Source organism: Bacillus sp. AL-1R (assembly GCF_052180195.1).
In the GTDB taxonomy this organism is placed as follows: Bacteria; Bacillota; Bacilli; order Bacillales; family Bacillaceae_G; genus Gottfriedia.
Window position 1 is genome coordinate 491,647 of the sequence record NZ_CP197469.1, and the last position, 17,601, is coordinate 509,247.

Below are 17,601 nucleotides of genomic sequence, written 5' to 3' on the forward strand. Positions count from 1 at the left end.
GACAGCGATGAAGCAACCAAAAAACAAAACGACTCAAGTAGTTGGGGAAAATACAAAGACAATTACTTCGATGCGATTGCAACGATTTTTTGGCTTCATCGTAGCACTATTACTTTTGGTAGCTGTAGTGTTCATGAGTTTGATGATCGGTGCAAAATCCATACCTTTTGGTGAAGTATGGGATGCGTTGTTTTCACCAAACAATAGCTATGACCACACAATCATTCATAATACAAGGATACCAAGAACAATTATTGCACTAATTGTTGGTCCTGCATTCGGACTAGCTGGAGCTTTAATCCAAGTACTGACTAGAAATCCATTAGCCGACCCCGGTATTTTAGGCGTAAATGCTGGAGCAGCCTTCGCAGTTGCGATAGGAGTTGGTGTATTTTCTGTTACATCGATGTCTGATTATATGTGGTTTGCACTTATTGGTGCATTAATTGCGACAATTGCAGTATATGTTATAAGTGGAGGAGCTGGTAAAAAGGCTCCTACACCTGTACAAATTACACTTGCTGGGGTAGCACTTGGTGCCACTTTGAGTGGGATTACGACTTCATTGACATTAATAAATAGTAAGGCCTTTGCACGAATGTTGAACTGGAGTGTTGGGACATTAGCTAGGAGAAGTCTTGATGACCTTTGGCTTGTTCTACCCATTTTAATCATTGGTGCATTATTAGCATTTGTCATTACTCCTGCATTAAACGCGATTGCCTTCGGAGATGATCGTGCATCTTCTTTAGGAGTAAATGTTGGTGTGACTCGCGCAATAGGTTTGATTGCAATCACACTATTAGCTGGCGGGGCAACTGCGATAGCTGGACCAATTGGTTTTATTGGTTTAATGGTGCCACATTGTGTACGATGGTTTGTCGGCCCAGACCAATTTTGGATTTTTCTATACTCAATAGTAGCAGCACCAATCATCCTCATCCTTTCAGATATTATTGGTAGAGTTGTATTGTTGCCTTCGGAAGTTCCAGTAGGGATTATCACGGGACTAGTTGGTGCACCGATTCTACTAATTCTTGTTCGTAGACGTAAAGCGAGTGGATTATAAAATGATTTGTGGCATAGGTTTGAATGTAAGAAGGAGTGAATAATATGCGCCCCATTAATTATGGTAGGCACTATCTACAACTGAAATGGCCAGTAAAGGCGCGAATTGATGTGAGGAGCATGATTGTTGTGGCAATCCTTCTTATGGCCACGATTGCAATTGCAATGTTTGCATTAATGGTAGGCACACTGAAATTAAGTGTTCACGAAGTTTTTTCTGCTTTAATTGGCCAAGCGACAGGGATGACGAGAACTGTTGTGGTCGAATGGCGTTTACCACGAGTGGTAGCTGCGATTATATTTGGAGCAGGTTTAGCAATAAGTGGAATGATCTTTCAATCAATAACTCGGAATCCATTAGGGTCTCCTGATATCATTGGTTTTACTTCAGGCTCTTATACTGGAGCACTTATTGTGCTTCTTGTCGCTAAGTCGACTTCTTACATTAATATAGCTGGTGGAGCTTTGATCGGTGGATTCACAACGGCTCTCCTTATTTATTTGCTTGCTTTCCGAAAAGGAACGCAGAATTTTCGCCTAATTATCGTTGGAATAGCCGTTTCAGCAATCTTAGGCAGTATCAATTCGATGCTTCTTATTAAAAGTGATGCAGAGGTTGCGTTAACTGCGGCAGCTTGGGGAGTTGGATCACTAAATGGGATTGATTGGAAACAAGTAGTTCTTCCCGCAATTGCCGTCATTATTCTCATTATTTGTGCTGGAATAATGAACAGACCATTGCGTGAAATGGAGTTCGGCATGGACACGGCAAAATCTCATGGTGTTCGGATTGAACGTTCTCAACTATTACTGATTCTTATTGCAGTTGCATTGACGGCTGCTCCTACAGCAGTAATAGGTCCAGTTAGTTTTGTAGCACTTGTTGCACCGCAAATCGCTAAACGTATTACTAAATCAGAAGAGAGTATTTTACCTGCAGCGATGATGGGAGCGTTTCTTTTACTAGGGGCGGATGTTCTTGCACAAAGAGTAATTCCAGGAACAATTTTTCCAGTAGGTGTGGTAACTTTATCATTAGGTGGAATATACCTAGTCTGGCTATTATTCCGTCAAGCTCGATCAGCAGCTTAAATGAAATAAAAATGTACAAGCTTTAGGACCTTTCTCACGAGAAGGTTTCATGTATTACGATATTCTGATTGAAAGAAGTTGAAAATGAATTATGAAGTTAACAGCGGCAGACATTCAAAGCCAAAAGACCATTCAAACAGAGTCTAGGCTTTGGACAGAAAATATTACAATCAAATATGATAATCGGGTAATATCGAGAAACCTTTCAGTACAAATTCCAGATGGATCATTTACAGTCATTGTTGGTCCAAATGGATGTGGGAAATCAACCTTACTTCGAACACTTTCAAATCTGTTAAAGCCATCAAAAGGGCAAATATTACTAGATGGAAAAGCTATTACATCTTATAAGTCAAAGGAAGTAGCTCGTAAACTAGGACTGTTACCACAATCTTCAACCGCACCAGACGGTATAACGGTAGCGAATTTGATCGCACATGGCCGATATCCGTATCAGAGTCTTATAAGACAATGGACTGATGAAGATGAAAAAGCAGTAATGTCTGCGATGGAGCTTACAAATACGAGCGATTTGTCACATCGATACGTAGACGAACTATCTGGTGGACAAAGACAAAGAGTTTGGGTTGCAATGGTACTTGCTCAACAAACACCAATGCTCCTTCTTGATGAACCAACGACTTACCTTGATATTGCTCATCAAATTGATTTATTAGAGCTATTTAAAGATCTAAATATACAAGGGAATACATTAGTTGCTGTTTTACATGATTTGAATCATGCTGCGAGATATGCAGATAATATTATCGCTATGAAGGATGGCCAGGTGATTGCACAAGGAGACCCTCGCGAGATTATCACTGCTAAACTAGTTGAAGAAGTCTTCGGTTTAAAGTGCATAATCATAGATGATCCGATTGCCAATACACCACTGGTCGTTCCATTAGGTAAGAATAGCTAACTTGTGATTTTCGTTTAATATCACTAATAAAAAAATAAGTGAAAATAAAAACATCACTTATTTTTTTGTTAGTGATTTTTTGTTTAGATAATTTATCTAGTTAACTTCATCCTATTGAGTTATCGCTCATTAAGTCATCGAATCTTTTAACCATGTTTTTTATTAAAAAATTCTTATTTGAACAAATTGTATTTGTTTGAAATAATAATGTGGGATGAGAAAGTATTTTATACAATTGTTCTAGTAAATGGCAAAGTGGAGAATTCATATGAAAAAAGAAATGGAAGTAGTCGATCATCTTGAGGAACTGCGTAAAAGAATTATCATTACAGCAGTTACTTTTATTGTTCTATTTATAATTGGGCTCGTTTATGTAGAACCAATTTATAAATTCTTAACAAGGGATTTAACATATAAACTAGTTGTACTTAGTCCTGGGGATATATTATGGGTCTATTTTTCGATTTCTGCCGTTTTTGCTGCTGTTTTTACGATCCCAATTGCAACTTGGCAAACTTGGTTATTTGTTAGACCGGGTTTACATCCTTCCGAACAAAAAGGGATTGGATTTTATATACCCGCATTATTTTTGCTGTTTGTTTTAGGATTAGTGATTGGCTATTACTTTGTTTTTCCTAATATCCTTAGATTCCTAACAATTATGGGACAAGGATTGCTTGAACAAAACTACACAGTTGAAAAGTATTTCTCTTTTCTTTTTAATCTAGTTGTTCCCTTTGCTGCATTTTTTGATATGCCAGTTGTAATCATGTTCTTAACAAAAATCGGCGTAGTGAAGCCTAGATATTTACAGAAAGTGAGAAAGTATGCATATTTTATCTTAGTAATCGTTGCGTGTTGTATTTCACCACCAGACTTTATTTCACATATTTCTGTCTCGATTCCGTTAATATTATTATATGAACTAAGTATATTAACATCTAAATCAGTATATAGAAAAAAGGGGTAAATGAGTAAAAGCTCATTTACCTATTTTGGTTTCAAAGCATTTGTATGAAGTTTATTAAAATATCTATACTCTCCAAAACTTTTTATTAGTAAATTTTTAAACTTTGAACAAGTTGAATAATCATAGATTCTTCATAGGTTATAAAAAGCTAGACAAAAAACTTTTGTCGGAAAAAGATGAAGTAAGGAGCATATACTATGCATTATTCAATTTGGATTACTGTTTTATTTCTTGCCTTTTCATCTAGTATTGATAATTTTGGAGTAGGAATAACTTATGGAATTCGAGGAATAAAGGTTGGTTTATTAGCGAATTTAATAATTTCAATCATAGCGTTTATTTTCAGTGAAGTAGGTATTGTTTCAGGGCAATTTATTTCAAAAGTATTCCCGGGAACACTGTCCAATGTAATCGGTGCATTTTTTTTACTAGTAATTGGACTTAGAATCGTTCTGCTTACTTTTCCAAGAAAGGATAAACAGAACATAATAAATAATGATGGAGAAGAATCAGTTTCAAATAATATTACAATTTATTTAAGTTCACCGGAGAAAGCCGATGTTGACCATTCAGGAGACATAAGTAGTTTTGAAGCAATCATTTTAGGGACTGCTGTTTCAATGAATGCACTAACGAACGGCTTAGGTGTTGGATTAATTGGACTTTCACCATTTGCAATATCGATAGCAGCCAGTATTTTTAGCTTTTTAGCGATTTGGTTAGGCGTCCTTTTAGGAAAGAAAGTCGCCAATGTGAAAATCGGTGGATGGTCGCTTGGACAATTTAGCTCTATTATTAGTGGAATTATATTGGTCTTGATTGCGATCCACAATCTAGTTTGATAAATTAATTTAGATCATGAAAAAAGCTGATGTAAATAGTTCAACATCAGCTTTTTACTTTTAGTAAAATATTATGCGATTGTAGATTTTGATGCATCAACATCATTTTCATTTTGCACATCTTTTTTTGAAATTGAAAGATATCCAACTAGAATGATAATGATAATTGAAAGTACTAGTGTAACAGGCCCACCACCATATCCAAGTCCTCCGTGCTTTTGAGATACAGAGCTCCAATCCGAAAATGATGCTCCAACTGGTCTTGTCATAATATAAGCAAACCAAAATGAGAAAATTTCATTTAGCTTGAAGAACTTTCTTCCAATAACCGGTATTGCTAATAAAGCCGTGAACAGAATACCTGATGAAAAATAGCCTAAATGCATTGTTGATGCAGTCATGTCACCAGCAGCAGTTCCTAAAGCGAATGTTCCCATAACAACTGACCAATATAAAATCTCTCGGTGTCGTGTGTAAATGCTGTGGATAGAAAGAGTTTTCTCCATCTTATACCAAATCATAAAAATAATTGCCAACGAGACTGCAAAAAATACCGTTGATATCACATATGGAATACCAAGACCAACGTGTACAACGTCAGCTGCTACGGTACCAAATACACTAATCATTACAACAACTAACCAATAAATACTAGGTACGTATTTACGAACTTTAAACTGTAATATTAAAGACAGAATTAGGACAATTAATGCTACTGCAACACCTATTACTGGCGTTAAAGTTTTCACGATATAATCGGAAAACACTTCACCCATACCAGTTGTCAATAACTTAGTAATCCAGAAAAATATTGTAACTTCTGGAACTTTTTTTAACATATTTTCTATTGGTGGACTTATTTTCTTATTTATATGTTTTTGTTCAATTGATTCCACTTCATAATCCTCCTTACTGAATTTAAATATAATGTAAACAAGGTTTATGAAAGTAAAATGAAAAATGACATGTAATTTAGCAAAATCCATAATTTAGAAATTCTTGTTGTATATCCCATCGTAATCTATTAGAATCAATTAAAAGAAAATGGGTGATAAAATGATTAAGTATCCAGTTTTAAAAAGTGGTGCAACGATCGGAGTGACTGCACCATCATCAGGCCTAAAAGAGCAGTACCATGAATTGTTGAAGCAGTCCATAAACCGCATGGAAAGAGACGGATATAAAGTAGAGTGTGGAGAAGTTGTTTGGACACAGGAGAAAGCAAAATCAGCAAATGCTAACAAACGTGCAAATGAGTTAAATCAAATGATGAAAGATGAGAAAATAGATTTCATTTTTCCGCCGTGGGGTGGGGAGCTTGCTATCGAGATTCTTGATCAATTAGTATTTGAAAATTATAAAGAGAAATGGATTTTAGGCTATTCTGATACAAGTATTATATTATTAGCATTTACATTAACAACCGGAATTGCTACTGCACATGGATCGAATTTAATCGATTTAAGAGGAGAATATTCCGATGACACAACAGCTATGTGGCAGAAGGTGTTAGCAACTAAATCCGGTGACTCGATCACTCAAACCTCTTCCGAATTGTTCCAAGCAAAATGGCAACACGGAAATCCAACACCATATGTATTTCATTTATCCGAAAAAACAAAATGGAAAACTACTTCGAATAAAGATGAGAAAATCAAAGGTAGATTGCTAGGTGGATGTATTGATGTAATTAGACATCTTGTCGGAACACCTTATGGAGATGTACGCTCATTTAAAAGTAAATACATTAAAGAAGATCCAATCATTTGGTATTTCGAGAATTGTGAATTGAATACAACAGATTTAAGAAGATCGCTAGTGCAGATGAAACTAGCAGGATGGTTTGAAAATTGCTCAGGAATATTATTTGGACGTAGTGCAGCAAATCAAGCTGTAGATAATTATACAATTGAAGATGTATATAATGAGCTATATGAAGAATTAGAAATACCAGTTATATACGATATTGATTGTGGGCATGTACCACCTCAAATTACTTTAATTAATGGTGCATTTGCAGAAGTAGAAGTAAATAGTGGAAAAGGTAAGATTGTAGAGACTTTTATATAATTCAAGACAAAAAGCGTTTTTTATAAAAGAACGCTTTTTAATGTGGTCTAGAAGAAAGAAGTGTGTGAATACGAAAATGACAACTTGTACTTTCCTCAATCCAAGAGATTCTTAGTGCAAATGAAATTAGCAGTCCGGTTTGAAAATTGCTCAGGAATATTGGACGAGCGCTGTAAAAATAGAAGATGTATAGTATGAGTTAAATAAAGAAATGGAATATACTACATTACACAAAGCGTTTTTTATAGAAGAAAACTTATCTTTTATTAAAAATTTAAAAAAAGAAAACAAGTGCCATTATTGTAACAACCACTATGAATATACCTACCATGACTTTTGTGTAAAGGACATACCCATCAGAAAGTTCCGGTTCTTCTTTATACATAAAAAATTAGTGATAGAGGAAGATTTATCCGTTTTTTAAATGATACGAATCATATTAAGGAAGTAGAGGTGCCAAATTGAAAAAAGTTAATGTGGTTTATACGCTGATCTATGATGAAGTAACTAAAAATGTCTTAATGGTACAAAATGAAAATGAAGTTTGGACATTGCCTGGTGGTGCTGTTGAAGAAAATGAAACGTTAAAACAAGCAGCGGTAAGAGAGGCGTTTGAGGAAACTGGATTAGTAGTGGAAATAGGGAATATTATCGCGATTAATGAAGCTTTTTTTCCTGAAAGAGGACATCATGCCATTTTATTTACATTTAGTGCAAAAATAATCGGTGGCGATTTAGTCATTTCACATGAAGAGGAAATTCTACAAGTTAAATGGATTGATCTTCAAACAGCAAATGAATTAATGCCATATCATAAAGCTGGTATCGAAAAATTATTAGCTTCATCTGTTCCTTATACATTTCAAGGATAATTTTTAGAAACTAGAGTGATTACAAAGTGCCTTACTCCCTTAAAATTGTTATAGTCCCATTATCCCCTGCCTTTAATCCCACCTTTTTTGTCTTGTATAAGTGCTTAAAAGACTATAACATAGTAATATTATGGCATAATAAAAGAAAGACAAATTATTAAATAGAATCAGGAGCAATAAAATGATTATCAAGAATGAACAAGAATTAGAAGCTTTAAGAAAGATAGGCCGTATCGTAGCGTTAGCAAGAGAAGAAATGAAGGCAAGAGCTGTCGTTGGAATGACAACAAAAGAATTAGATGAAATCGGTAGACAAGTTTTAGAGGAGCATGGTGCAACTTCTGCCCCACAAAAAGAGTATGATTTTCCTGGCACAACTTGTATTAGTGTTAATGAAGAAGTGGCTCATGGAATTCCAGGTGACAGAGTACTTCAAGATGGCGATTTAGTGAATGTCGATGTATCAGCAGCATTAGATGGATATTATGCAGACACTGGAATCTCTTTCGTAGTTGGGAAAGGTGATCTATTAAAAGAGAAGCTTTGCAAAGTTGCAGAAGATGCATTTTGGGCTGCAATGAAAAAAACAAAAGCAGGTTCAAAACAAAACCAGATTGGCAGAGCAGTATATAATGAAGCAAGTAAAAACGGTTTAAATGTCATTGAAAACCTAACTGGCCACGGTATTGGAAGAAGCCTTCACGAAAGCCCACAACATATATTAAGCTATTTTGATCCAATGGATAAAGCCTTATTAAAGGACGGTCTTGTTTTAGCAGTAGAGCCATTTATCTCTGCAAATGCAGACCACATTATCGAGTCAGGCGATGGCTGGACATTTGTGACGCCAGATAAGAGTTTAGTTGCCCAATGCGAACATACAATTGTTGTAACAAAAGGTGAACCAATCATTTTAACTCAGATTTAAGAAATTGGAAAAGCGAAGAATTTTAGTTCTTCGCTTTTTATTTTCCAGTTACACTTGCTTAGAATAATTTAATTCCCAAATAAATCCATTTCTATCTTTTACAACAGCAAATCTAGCATTCCAAAATGTGTCTTGAAGTTCCATATGAATTTCTCCATCTTTAGATAACTTTTCATAAATTGTTTTAATTTCCTCTTCAGAACTCATGTCTAGCATTGTCCAAATATTGTCACCTTTTATTAATGGTCTAAAAGCATCTGCGAAATATATGACACAGTTTTCATTGATATGTAATTCTGCGTGTATGTATTTTCCTTCTTGCCCTTTAAACATTTCCATACCATCGCCGGTTTGTGTGTTTTTTATTTCTCCTCCAAAGATTTGTTTATAATACTCCAGTTCTTCTTTACAGTTTTCAACGTAAATATGAGGTAAAATTTTTTTCACTTTTTTTCCTCTTTTCTTTGAATATTTATGTATGAATTGCGAACAATAACTCACAGTTTTAAGTATAGCCAAATAGAATAGGTATTGTGCTAAAAGTTAAAATATTTTATAATTTAAATAAATTTAAGTTCGAAAAGGAGGTGTAGAAAAGATGTTACGTTTTCAAATGGTTTGCGCACAAATGATAGAGTTCTTATATTATTGTCGTGCAAAATTTGCGTTTTTAGTTGTTAACGGGATAGGTCTGTCCATTTTTAACAATTTAACAACACAAAATAAAACGAAAACGTACTCTTTCCTACGACTTCATTTGATAAAATAATCGTGTGATTGCACACTTCTATTTAAGTCATTATTTAAGCCATGGATGGGTTCTTTAGTCTATGGCTTTTTTGTATGGATTGGTACGGAAAATAGAAGGAGAATGTATCATGATCGCATGTAGTATAGATAAAATTTCAAAAATGTTTGGTGGAAATTCACTTTTTACGGATTTAACATTTCAAATACATCAAGGTAGCCGTGTAGGTTTAGTTGGAGCAAACGGAAGCGGTAAAACTAGTATTTTTAAACTTTTGACGGGTATAGAATCACCTGATTCTGGTTCAATTCATTTTAAAAAAGGATTAAAAACAGGGTACTTGGCTCAAATTCCTGTTTTTCCAGATGAGATGACTAGTAGGGATGTTTTATTAACTGTTTTTGAAGAATTACGAAAAATAGAAAATGAAATGAAGCAATTAGAAATAAAAATGTCTAATACGGAAGATGAACGGACTTTAGAACAATTGCTAGTAAGTTATGGATCATTACAAGAGAAGTTTAGTAATAACGGTGGTTACGAGATGGAGGCTTCGCTTGCGAAAATTGCTAATGGATTAGGTATCACTGATTTACTTACTAAACAATTTTCTTCTTTAAGCGGGGGAGAAAAAACAAAAATTGGCTTAGGAATCGTCCTTTTACAACAACCTGATTTATTATTACTTGATGAACCAACGAATCACCTAGATTTATCTGCTATTGAATGGTTAGGTTCATACTTAAGGGAATATGAAGGAACGATCATTGTTATTTCGCACGATCGTTATTTTTTAGATGAGGTAGTTAATCATATTTTAGAATTAGAAGATGGAGAAATTAACGTCTATCATACGAATTATTCACAATATGTTATTCATAAAGAAGAAAGATTACTAAAAGAATTCCAGGCTTATGAAGAGCAGCAAAAGAAAATACAAAAAATGAAAGAAACGATTAAGCGCTTAAGAGAATGGGCTAATCAAGCAAATCCACCGAATGCTGGATTGCATAGAAGAGCTAGAAGTATGGAAAAAGCGTTAGAGAGAATTGAGAGACTAAAACGTCCGGTATTACAAAAAAAGAAAATGGCATTTCAGTTAGAGGAATCCAGTCGTAGTGGAAAAGATGTAATTGTTGCAGAAAATCTTTCAAAATCCTTTGCGGACAAAGTTTTATTTAATCAACTTAACTTCTCGTTATACTATGGCGAAAGAGCAGTTATAGTAGGTGACAACGGAACAGGTAAATCAACTTTGTTAAAGATGATTTTAGGTCAGTCATCTATCGAGGGAGGAAAAATTAAGCTAGGTAGTAATGTTAAGATTGGATATTTATCACAACATTACGAACCAGCCCATTCAGATCACACCGTACTTCAAGAATTCAGAGAGGAAGTACATGTTACAGAAGGTGAAGCTCGTAATATTTTAGCTGGCTTTTTATTTTATGGCTATATGGTTTATCGCAAAGTAAGTCAACTTAGTGGTGGAGAGAGAATGAGATTACGATTGGCTCAACTCATGTATCAAGATATTAATTTATTAATCGTAGATGAGCCTACTAACCATTTAGATATTGAATCTAGAGAAGTATTAGAAGATGCTCTTGAAAAATTCAAAGGAACGATTCTTGCTGTCTCGCATGACCGTTATTTTATTAATAAGCTATTTTCAAAAATTTATTGGTTGGAAAATGGTGGGCTTTTCGAATTTATTGATGAATACCAAATTGCGAAAGAAAAAATGACGGTCTATCGAAATAATCGTGAAAAAGAAAAAGTAATCAAAACAAATTCGTACGCTAAACCGATAAAATTAAAAACAAAAATGCGAAAGATAGAAGATATTGAAAATGAAATTTACTCACTAGAAGAAACAATCAGCGAAATTAATAAACAAATGTTGCTTGAAAATGATCTAAACATTTTACAGGATTATCATCGAGAACTTGAAGAATTAGAGTTAAAAAGTATTAGTTTATATAAAGAACTTGAAGAATGTGTTGAATAAAAGAATTGGTCGTATTTAACATAGGGTTAAAGTAAACTTGTAGGCAAAAGCATCAATTTTCTAAATAATGTTAGTTAAATGTCTTAGTACTTGCTCATGTCTTTATTAGGATTAATAAGTTATAAGGATATGATTCTATTTAGGTGGTGAGTGCATGATGTTTGATGAACTATATAGTCGATATCCTGGACCAGGGTATGCTCAACCGGGACACGGACCAGGCCAAGGACACGGACCAGGCCAAGGACACGGACCAGGACATGGGCCAGGACACGGACCAGGTCACGGACCAGGACATGGGCCAGGCCACGGACCAGGACATGGACCAGGACACGGACCAGGACACGGACCAGGACATGGACCAGGACACGGACCAGGACATGGACCAGGACATGGTTTTCCTGGGCCGGGAGGTTATTGGCAAGGAGGGTATTATATTCTGCATGGTAGAAGATGGTACTTTGTGCCGGGGATTGGATGGATTGTTGTATATTAAAAAATAATAAAGCTGATTAATCTTTTTAATCAGCTTTTACATAAAAAGAAAAAAATACCAGTATCCATCTGATTGGATTACTGGTATTTTTATTAATTTTACTAGAAAGTATAAATTGGCAACGCAGAAGAAAACTCGACGTTAGATGCCAATTTTAGGAATTAAGTATAAGTGCAACTAAGCCTCTAGCTTCACCTAAGGCGGCTCGCTAATTGGCTAGTTTTCTTTATTTTCAACTCCGAAAACTATTCCGCCTTGCTTTCTTGCAGTTTCAGTTACTGTTAAAACTAGTTTGCTAAGTTCTTTTAAGTTTTCATATTCTGTTTGATTTGATTCTTTTATGATGCTAGTAATATTTTGGATTTCATATAGCATATCATTTGGTACTTGACTAACTTCCAATGACTCACGTTGCTTTGATTTATGGTTAATCAAAGTAATTTTTGATATTGGAGATGGTTTATCAAGAACTAAAGATCCAATTTCACCAGTAATTTCACTTTCAATATATGATTGAGAGACTTTAGAGCATTGAATGCTGCAAGTGAAGTTTTTATAATTTAGCACTAATGTACCACTGCCATCAATACCAGTACGTAATTTAACAGGTGTATAATTTAAGGAGGTTGGTTTTCCAAATAAACCAATCGCTACATAAATTGGATAAACACCTAAATCGACTAATGCCCCACCAGAAAATTCGGGAGAGAAAACATTCGGATTCTCACCTCTTAGGAATGCATCATATTTAGAAGAATATTGTAAATAATGCAGATTGGCACTTCTAATTTGGCCGATTTTTTCTAGACCTTTTTTTAAAGCTATAAAGTTTGGTGAGTGGAAGTTACGAATTGCTTCAAATAAATAAACTCCATTTTCTTCTGCAACTTTAAAGGCATGATCTAATTCATTAATTGTTGAGAAAATTGGTTTTTCACAAATGACATGCTTTTTATTTTTTAATAATAAAATGCTTTGTTCATAGTGCAAAGAGTTTGGTGATGCTATGTATACTATGTCGATATCAGGGCTTGTTGCTAACTCTTCGATATTAGTAAAAAACTTAGGAGCGTTATGCTTTGTAGCAAATGCTCTTGCTGTTTCTTCATTTCTAGAATAGATCGCCGTTAAATTAAGCAATTTACTGTCCTTTGAAGCTTCGATAAAACTTTCTGTAATCCAACTTGTTCCAATGGTACCTAAATTCATTTTTTCAACCCCTAAAAAAAATTAGTTAACTTTATCTTTACAATCCTAATCGAAAGATATGTTAAAATAAAGAAAAATACATCGAAGGAAGTGACATTTTATGAAGAAAATTTGTGTTTATGCTGGTTCAAATCTTGGGAATAGAGAGTCATTTAGTCTTCAAGCCAAAAAACTAGGTGCCTTATTTGCTAGTAATAATATAGATTTGATATATGGTGGATCAAGACTAGGGATTATGGCAGAAATCGCAAATGAAGCTTTAAAACAAGGTGGAAATGTCATTGGCATTATGCCTGGTGGATTATTTCGTGGAGAGGTTGCTCATAAAGGGCTAACGCAATTCATTGAGACAGATTCAATGCATGAGCGTAAAGCTTTAATGAACGAAATGTCTGATGGGTTTATTGCATTGCCGGGTGGGATTGGTACTTTCGATGAATTATTTGAAATTATTTGTTGGGCACAAATTGGAATCCACAATAAGCCAATCGGTTTATTAAATGTTGATAACTTCTTTAGTCCTGTATTAGATTTGCTTAAACATGCTGTAAAAGAAGGATTTATGAACGAAAATACACTTTCATTATTTGTTGTTGCAGAAAACGCAGACGAACTACTAAAACGAATGCAAAACTATGAGCCACCTGTTATGCAAAATAAATGGAAGCAATTAGAAGGCAAATAAGTTTTTGTAATTTGTCTACCCACAATTTTGTGGGTTTTTTGCGTTTTATTATGAAATTCTTACAGATTTAGGGGGGCTAGAGCAAGGAAGTTCACAACTTTATCCACAATTTTCCGCATAAGTCGAACTTTTCAATCTGTTTTTACTAGTTATCAACACACGACATCCATCTGAATTTGAATTTTATGACTTTATGGATAAAAAATTACTACTTTATAAACATTGCTCACAACTTTATTAACAAATTAACATTATACCCGTATTCTATCCACATCCACATTTTGCATAAAAAAAAAGGCTCTTATGAGAGCATCCCTTTATTCATCAATTTTCTTGCTTTCTTTTATTTTTAAACCATTTTGCCGGGCTCAATTTTTTACGATAGTTTGTCATAACATCTTTACCTACAAATACTCCGCCAATCCAAAACATTCCTTCGCCAAGTATAACTAATAAAGCGATCAGACCAGCTTTTAAGCTACCAGAAACAGGCAAAAAAGGTAAAGCAAAGATTAATAAATATGGGATAAATGAGCCAAATACTAAGTAATATGGTATTCTTTTCATAAAGTTCTCCTTTCAATTCCTTCCATGAGAATAGCATTAATTATTAAGAAAAGGAAGGGGAAAACTTTAAAGTTAGTAAGAGGAGGCTTCAAGATGAATCGAGATATTGTTCTTGAGCTAAAAAGTGTAAATAAGACGATTAGCAATAAGAAGATTATTAAAGATATTAGTTTTGAGTTATATAAAGGTGAAGTTTTAGGTTTACTTGGGCCTAATGGTTCAGGAAAAACGACAACAATGCGAATGATTGTTGGGCTTATTAGTATCACAAGTGGTGAGATTTATATCCAAGGTAATTCGATTAAAGAAGACTTTAAAGAATCAATCAGACATATTGGAGCAATGATTGAAACTCCAGCATTTTATCCTTTTTATAGTGGGTATAAAAATCTAATGTATTTTGCTCGAATGTTAGAGGGTGTTACAAAGGAGAGAGTGCTAGAGGTAATTGATTTACTTGGACTTTCGAATGCCATACATAAAAAGTTTTCAACTTATTCTCTAGGGATGAAGCAAAGATTAGGAATTGCTCAAGCGTTATTACATAATCCCTCCATTTTAATTTTAGATGAGCCAACAAATGGATTGGACCCGGCTGGAGTAAGGGAAATCCGTGATTATTTAAAACAGATTGCTGAGGTTGAACAAACAGCAATTCTACTATCTAGTCATTTATTATCTGAAATAGAACTGATTTGTGATCGCTCAATTATTATTCAAAATGGTCAATTTGTTGAATCAATTGAGCTGAATGATCAAAGTGGTGAGAAGTTATTTATAGAAATAGTTGTAAAAAGTACGAAAGCTTTTGAAAGTCGTTTTACAAACGAAGATAACAAGTACAAAATTGACATTATTGATGATCGCTCAATGATTGTTGAAATTGATGAGGAAGAAATTCCTTCATTAATGAAAGAGTTAGTACTTTCTGGAGTTGAGATTTATTATGTAACTCGCAAAAAAGAAAGGCTAGAAGATTTGTTCATTCAATTGACAGGAGGAAATGTCATTGAGTAATTTTATTCGCTTAATAGAAAACGAATTACGTAAAATATTTGTCCAAAAATCATTTATCATAACGTTAATTTTACTATTTATCCCAATTATTGTTCTTGGAAGATGGGATTATGTAGAAAAGGAAAGCGGAGCAGCAAAAGCAAAAAACTGGAGGACAGAATTAAAAATAGAAAATAAAAAAATAGAAGAAGTATTAAAAGAGCAAAACTCTTCAGACATACCAGCATTTGCAAAAGAGCAAAAGGAGATATATGAGATTAATAAGTATCGTCTCGCACATAATATTTCACCGATTCAACAACACACTTTGTTGGACTTTATGAAAAAAGGTGCAGTCGTAACGAATTTTATCGGAATCCTCCTTTTATATTTTGCAAGTAATATGATGTCAAAAGAACATCAATGGAAAACGATTAATTTCTTGCTCGTTAAACCATCAACAAGACGGATGATCTATTATGCGAAATTTTTAAGTTTGGTGATCTTATATTTCATCTTTTCTTTTGCAATCATAATCTACTCATTTATTATAGGTAGTGTATTAAATGGTTTAAATTTTAGTACTCAACCGATATTACAATATGTCAATAACCATGTAGTAGAGCAAGGAATTTTACCAAGCTTACTAAAAGATTACTTAATTAATCTACTACCATACTTGTTCTTTGTTGCCGTTGCTTATTTTTTATCAACAGTTTTAAGGACAAGCAGTATTTCTTTGTTAATCAGCATAATCCTACTTGCAACTTCAGATGTAATAGGAACTTTATTAAGAACAAAAAGCTGGTCAAAATTCTTACCGTTTATGCACACTGATTTAACAGTTTACGCAAAGGGGATCAATTTTGAAAACGGCATGAGAATTGAATTTTCTATAGCAGTATTGGTTATATATATTTTGATATTTCTTGTTACTGCTGGTGAACTCTTTAAGAAGAGAGACGTTGCGGGGCAATAGAAAGAAGGATAAGGAAATAACTTATCCTTTTTCTATTCTTATCACTGCTTCAGCATTGATCCGTATGGAATCGTATTAGTTGTAGATGTTTTATAAATCGAGCAGACGTTGATTTGTGCAGAGTTGTTATACTCCCATTTTAAACATGCGCTTTGGTTGTATTGTTCAGATGAATCTGTTGTAAAAAAAATAGTTGCTAGACAAAAAATTGTAAATCCACCAATTAAGCCTCTTTTAATTTCATCGCAATTTTCCTTAAGCCATCGAATCGTTTTGCGCATATACTCCTCCAAGAGTTTAGAATAAATAGTAGTAATCCATTCTATGAACAAAAAGGGTAAGTTAATACAAATATATGGATAAGTTTACCTAGAAGAATATTCCAAATAAAAAAGCATTTTTGCCGAAGCAAAGATGCTTTTTTTATTAGTCTTCTTGTTTCAGAAGTCCATATAAGAATAAATTCATAATTTCATCTATTACTTCTTTTTGTTGGAGATATTGTGAAGTTGTTTGGTCCATATTTAAAAAAGCTTGGCTCAAGACTTGGATATAGATTAATAATGTTTGGTTTTGAACCTCACTTCGAACTAATCCTAGTGAACGTCCTTCATCGATTATCGAGGTCAGCAATTTGAATGATTTGTTCATTGTAAAATCTAAAACTAACTCTTGAAGTTCAGGGTCTTTTTTCATTAATGCTGTAAACATGCCTAGATTCACAATATCAAGACCGTTTTTCTTTCGTATAAATAACTCCTTAATTTTTTCATTAAAAGGAATATCACTTGAAAGCATTTGTTTTGTTTCTTCGTATTGATGATCCATTAATCGAATTATTGTCGCCTTTAGTAGGGCTTCTTTACTACCATAATAATTGTAAATTGATACTTGTGATACATTTGCTAACTTTGCAATATCAGCTATTTTTATATCATTTAATGGTAGTGACAATAGTTTGGTTGTACTTTTTTCAATGCTCTCCATCTTCTGCAGAGTTCGTTTTTTATACCCGTCCAATTTTGATACCTCCGTGATTATCTATACAATAGTATATCATGTTTTGAAATATTTTATTAAAATTATTTCAAAACATATTCTCTTTTTTAGGATTGAGGTATATACTAGTTTTGTAATATTCACAAT

Annotated in this window: 20 protein-coding genes; 14 read left to right on the forward strand and 6 right to left on the reverse strand. The window is 33.9% G+C overall.

Annotated features, from left to right (window positions below; genetic code table 11):
* The first annotated feature begins 7 nt into the window (after nucleotides 1–7).
* From ACSBO6_RS02285 to ytaF, 5 genes are all read left to right on the forward strand, one after another.
* Nucleotides 8–1,069 (forward strand): FecCD family ABC transporter permease, encoded by a 1,062-nt coding sequence (locus ACSBO6_RS02285; protein ID WP_498844643.1) that lies wholly within the window; start codon nucleotides 8–10, stop codon nucleotides 1,067–1,069.
* Nucleotides 1,070–1,113: 44 nt separating this feature from the next.
* Nucleotides 1,114–2,160, forward strand: a complete 1,047-nt coding sequence (locus ACSBO6_RS02290) for a FecCD family ABC transporter permease (protein WP_098845652.1) — start codon at nucleotides 1,114–1,116, stop codon at nucleotides 2,158–2,160.
* Between the two features lie 91 nt (nucleotides 2,161–2,251).
* On the forward strand, nucleotides 2,252–3,082 hold the full coding sequence (locus ACSBO6_RS02295) for an ABC transporter ATP-binding protein (RefSeq protein ID WP_098845653.1): 831 nt from the start codon (nucleotides 2,252–2,254) through the stop codon (nucleotides 3,080–3,082).
* A 268-nt stretch (nucleotides 3,083–3,350) separates the two neighbouring features.
* Complete coding sequence (gene tatC, locus ACSBO6_RS02300) at nucleotides 3,351–4,052, forward strand: twin-arginine translocase subunit TatC (protein ID WP_286138287.1); 702 nt, start codon at nucleotides 3,351–3,353, stop codon at nucleotides 4,050–4,052.
* A gap of 197 nt (nucleotides 4,053–4,249) precedes the next feature.
* Nucleotides 4,250–4,894, forward strand: a complete 645-nt coding sequence (gene ytaF / locus ACSBO6_RS02305; protein WP_098845654.1) for a sporulation membrane protein YtaF — start codon at nucleotides 4,250–4,252, stop codon at nucleotides 4,892–4,894.
* A 71-nt stretch (nucleotides 4,895–4,965) separates the two neighbouring features.
* Here the strand turns inward: ytaF and ACSBO6_RS02310 are convergent, their stop codons facing one another.
* A complete protein-coding gene (locus ACSBO6_RS02310; RefSeq protein ID WP_286138288.1) occupies nucleotides 4,966–5,790 on the reverse strand; it encodes a COG4705 family protein in 825 nt (274 codons plus the stop codon).
* Between the two features lie 160 nt (nucleotides 5,791–5,950).
* Here ACSBO6_RS02310 and ACSBO6_RS02315 point away from each other — a divergent pair, with 160 nt between their 5' ends.
* From ACSBO6_RS02315 to map, 3 genes are all read left to right on the forward strand, one after another.
* Nucleotides 5,951–6,964, forward strand: coding sequence for a S66 family peptidase (locus ACSBO6_RS02315; RefSeq protein ID WP_098845655.1), 1,014 nt, complete (start codon nucleotides 5,951–5,953; stop codon nucleotides 6,962–6,964).
* Nucleotides 6,965–7,425: 461 nt separating this feature from the next.
* Nucleotides 7,426–7,836, forward strand: a complete 411-nt coding sequence (locus ACSBO6_RS02320) for an NUDIX hydrolase (RefSeq protein WP_098845656.1) — start codon at nucleotides 7,426–7,428, stop codon at nucleotides 7,834–7,836.
* A gap of 181 nt (nucleotides 7,837–8,017) precedes the next feature.
* Nucleotides 8,018–8,764 (forward strand): type I methionyl aminopeptidase, encoded by a 747-nt coding sequence (map, locus tag ACSBO6_RS02325; protein WP_098845657.1) that lies wholly within the window; start codon nucleotides 8,018–8,020, stop codon nucleotides 8,762–8,764.
* A gap of 48 nt (nucleotides 8,765–8,812) precedes the next feature.
* Here map and ACSBO6_RS02330 read toward each other — a convergent pair whose 3' ends face one another.
* On the reverse strand, nucleotides 8,813–9,211 hold the full coding sequence (locus tag ACSBO6_RS02330; RefSeq protein ID WP_098845658.1) for a VOC family protein: 399 nt from the start codon (nucleotides 9,209–9,211) through the stop codon (nucleotides 8,813–8,815).
* Between the two features lie 181 nt (nucleotides 9,212–9,392).
* Here ACSBO6_RS02330 and ACSBO6_RS02335 point away from each other — a divergent pair, with 181 nt between their 5' ends.
* The 3 genes from ACSBO6_RS02335 to ACSBO6_RS02345 all read left to right on the forward strand — a co-directional run bounded on the left by ACSBO6_RS02335 (nucleotide 9,393) and on the right by ACSBO6_RS02345 (nucleotide 12,019).
* Nucleotides 9,393–9,533: an RAxF-45 family protein gene (locus ACSBO6_RS02335; protein WP_286138293.1), complete on the forward strand. Its 141-nt coding sequence runs from the start codon at nucleotides 9,393–9,395 to the stop codon at nucleotides 9,531–9,533.
* 109 nt (nucleotides 9,534–9,642) lie between these two features.
* A complete protein-coding gene (gene abc-f, locus ACSBO6_RS02340; RefSeq protein ID WP_098845659.1) occupies nucleotides 9,643–11,523 on the forward strand; it encodes a ribosomal protection-like ABC-F family protein in 1,881 nt (626 codons plus the stop codon).
* Nucleotides 11,524–11,677: 154 nt separating this feature from the next.
* Nucleotides 11,678–12,019: a hypothetical protein gene (locus tag ACSBO6_RS02345; RefSeq protein WP_098845660.1), complete on the forward strand. Its 342-nt coding sequence runs from the start codon at nucleotides 11,678–11,680 to the stop codon at nucleotides 12,017–12,019.
* A 216-nt stretch (nucleotides 12,020–12,235) separates the two neighbouring features.
* Here ACSBO6_RS02345 and ACSBO6_RS02350 read toward each other — a convergent pair whose 3' ends face one another.
* Nucleotides 12,236–13,228, reverse strand: a complete 993-nt coding sequence (locus ACSBO6_RS02350) for a Gfo/Idh/MocA family protein (protein ID WP_098845661.1) — start codon at nucleotides 13,226–13,228, stop codon at nucleotides 12,236–12,238.
* 100 nt (nucleotides 13,229–13,328) lie between these two features.
* Between ACSBO6_RS02350 and ACSBO6_RS02355 the strand changes: the two genes are divergently transcribed.
* Nucleotides 13,329–13,913 (forward strand): LOG family protein, encoded by a 585-nt coding sequence (locus tag ACSBO6_RS02355; RefSeq protein ID WP_098845662.1) that lies wholly within the window; start codon nucleotides 13,329–13,331, stop codon nucleotides 13,911–13,913.
* A gap of 324 nt (nucleotides 13,914–14,237) precedes the next feature.
* Here the strand turns inward: ACSBO6_RS02355 and ACSBO6_RS02360 are convergent, their stop codons facing one another.
* Nucleotides 14,238–14,480 carry a transporter suffix domain-containing protein gene (locus ACSBO6_RS02360; RefSeq protein WP_098845663.1) on the reverse strand — a complete coding sequence of 81 codons (243 nt, stop codon included), beginning with the start codon at nucleotides 14,478–14,480 and terminating at the stop codon, nucleotides 14,238–14,240.
* Between the two features lie 93 nt (nucleotides 14,481–14,573).
* Here ACSBO6_RS02360 and ACSBO6_RS02365 point away from each other — a divergent pair, with 93 nt between their 5' ends.
* Together ACSBO6_RS02365 and ACSBO6_RS02370 are read left to right on the forward strand one after the other, a co-directional pair.
* Complete coding sequence (locus tag ACSBO6_RS02365) at nucleotides 14,574–15,497, forward strand: ABC transporter ATP-binding protein (RefSeq protein ID WP_498844096.1); 924 nt, start codon at nucleotides 14,574–14,576, stop codon at nucleotides 15,495–15,497.
* A complete protein-coding gene (locus ACSBO6_RS02370; protein ID WP_180232890.1) occupies nucleotides 15,490–16,455 on the forward strand; it encodes an ABC transporter permease in 966 nt (321 codons plus the stop codon). The genes ACSBO6_RS02365 and ACSBO6_RS02370 overlap by 8 nt, the downstream gene beginning before the upstream one ends.
* A gap of 41 nt (nucleotides 16,456–16,496) precedes the next feature.
* On the opposite strand, the gene ACSBO6_RS02375 is transcribed toward ACSBO6_RS02370, so the two are convergent.
* Both ACSBO6_RS02375 and ACSBO6_RS02380 read right to left on the reverse strand, forming a co-directional pair.
* The gene (locus tag ACSBO6_RS02375; protein ID WP_098845666.1) at nucleotides 16,497–16,736 is read right to left on the reverse strand and encodes a hypothetical protein; all 240 of its coding nucleotides are present in this window, start codon (nucleotides 16,734–16,736) and stop codon (nucleotides 16,497–16,499) included.
* Between the two features lie 145 nt (nucleotides 16,737–16,881).
* Nucleotides 16,882–17,475, reverse strand: coding sequence for a TetR/AcrR family transcriptional regulator (locus tag ACSBO6_RS02380; protein WP_098845667.1), 594 nt, complete (start codon nucleotides 17,473–17,475; stop codon nucleotides 16,882–16,884).
* Nucleotides 17,476–17,601 lie beyond the last annotated feature (126 nt).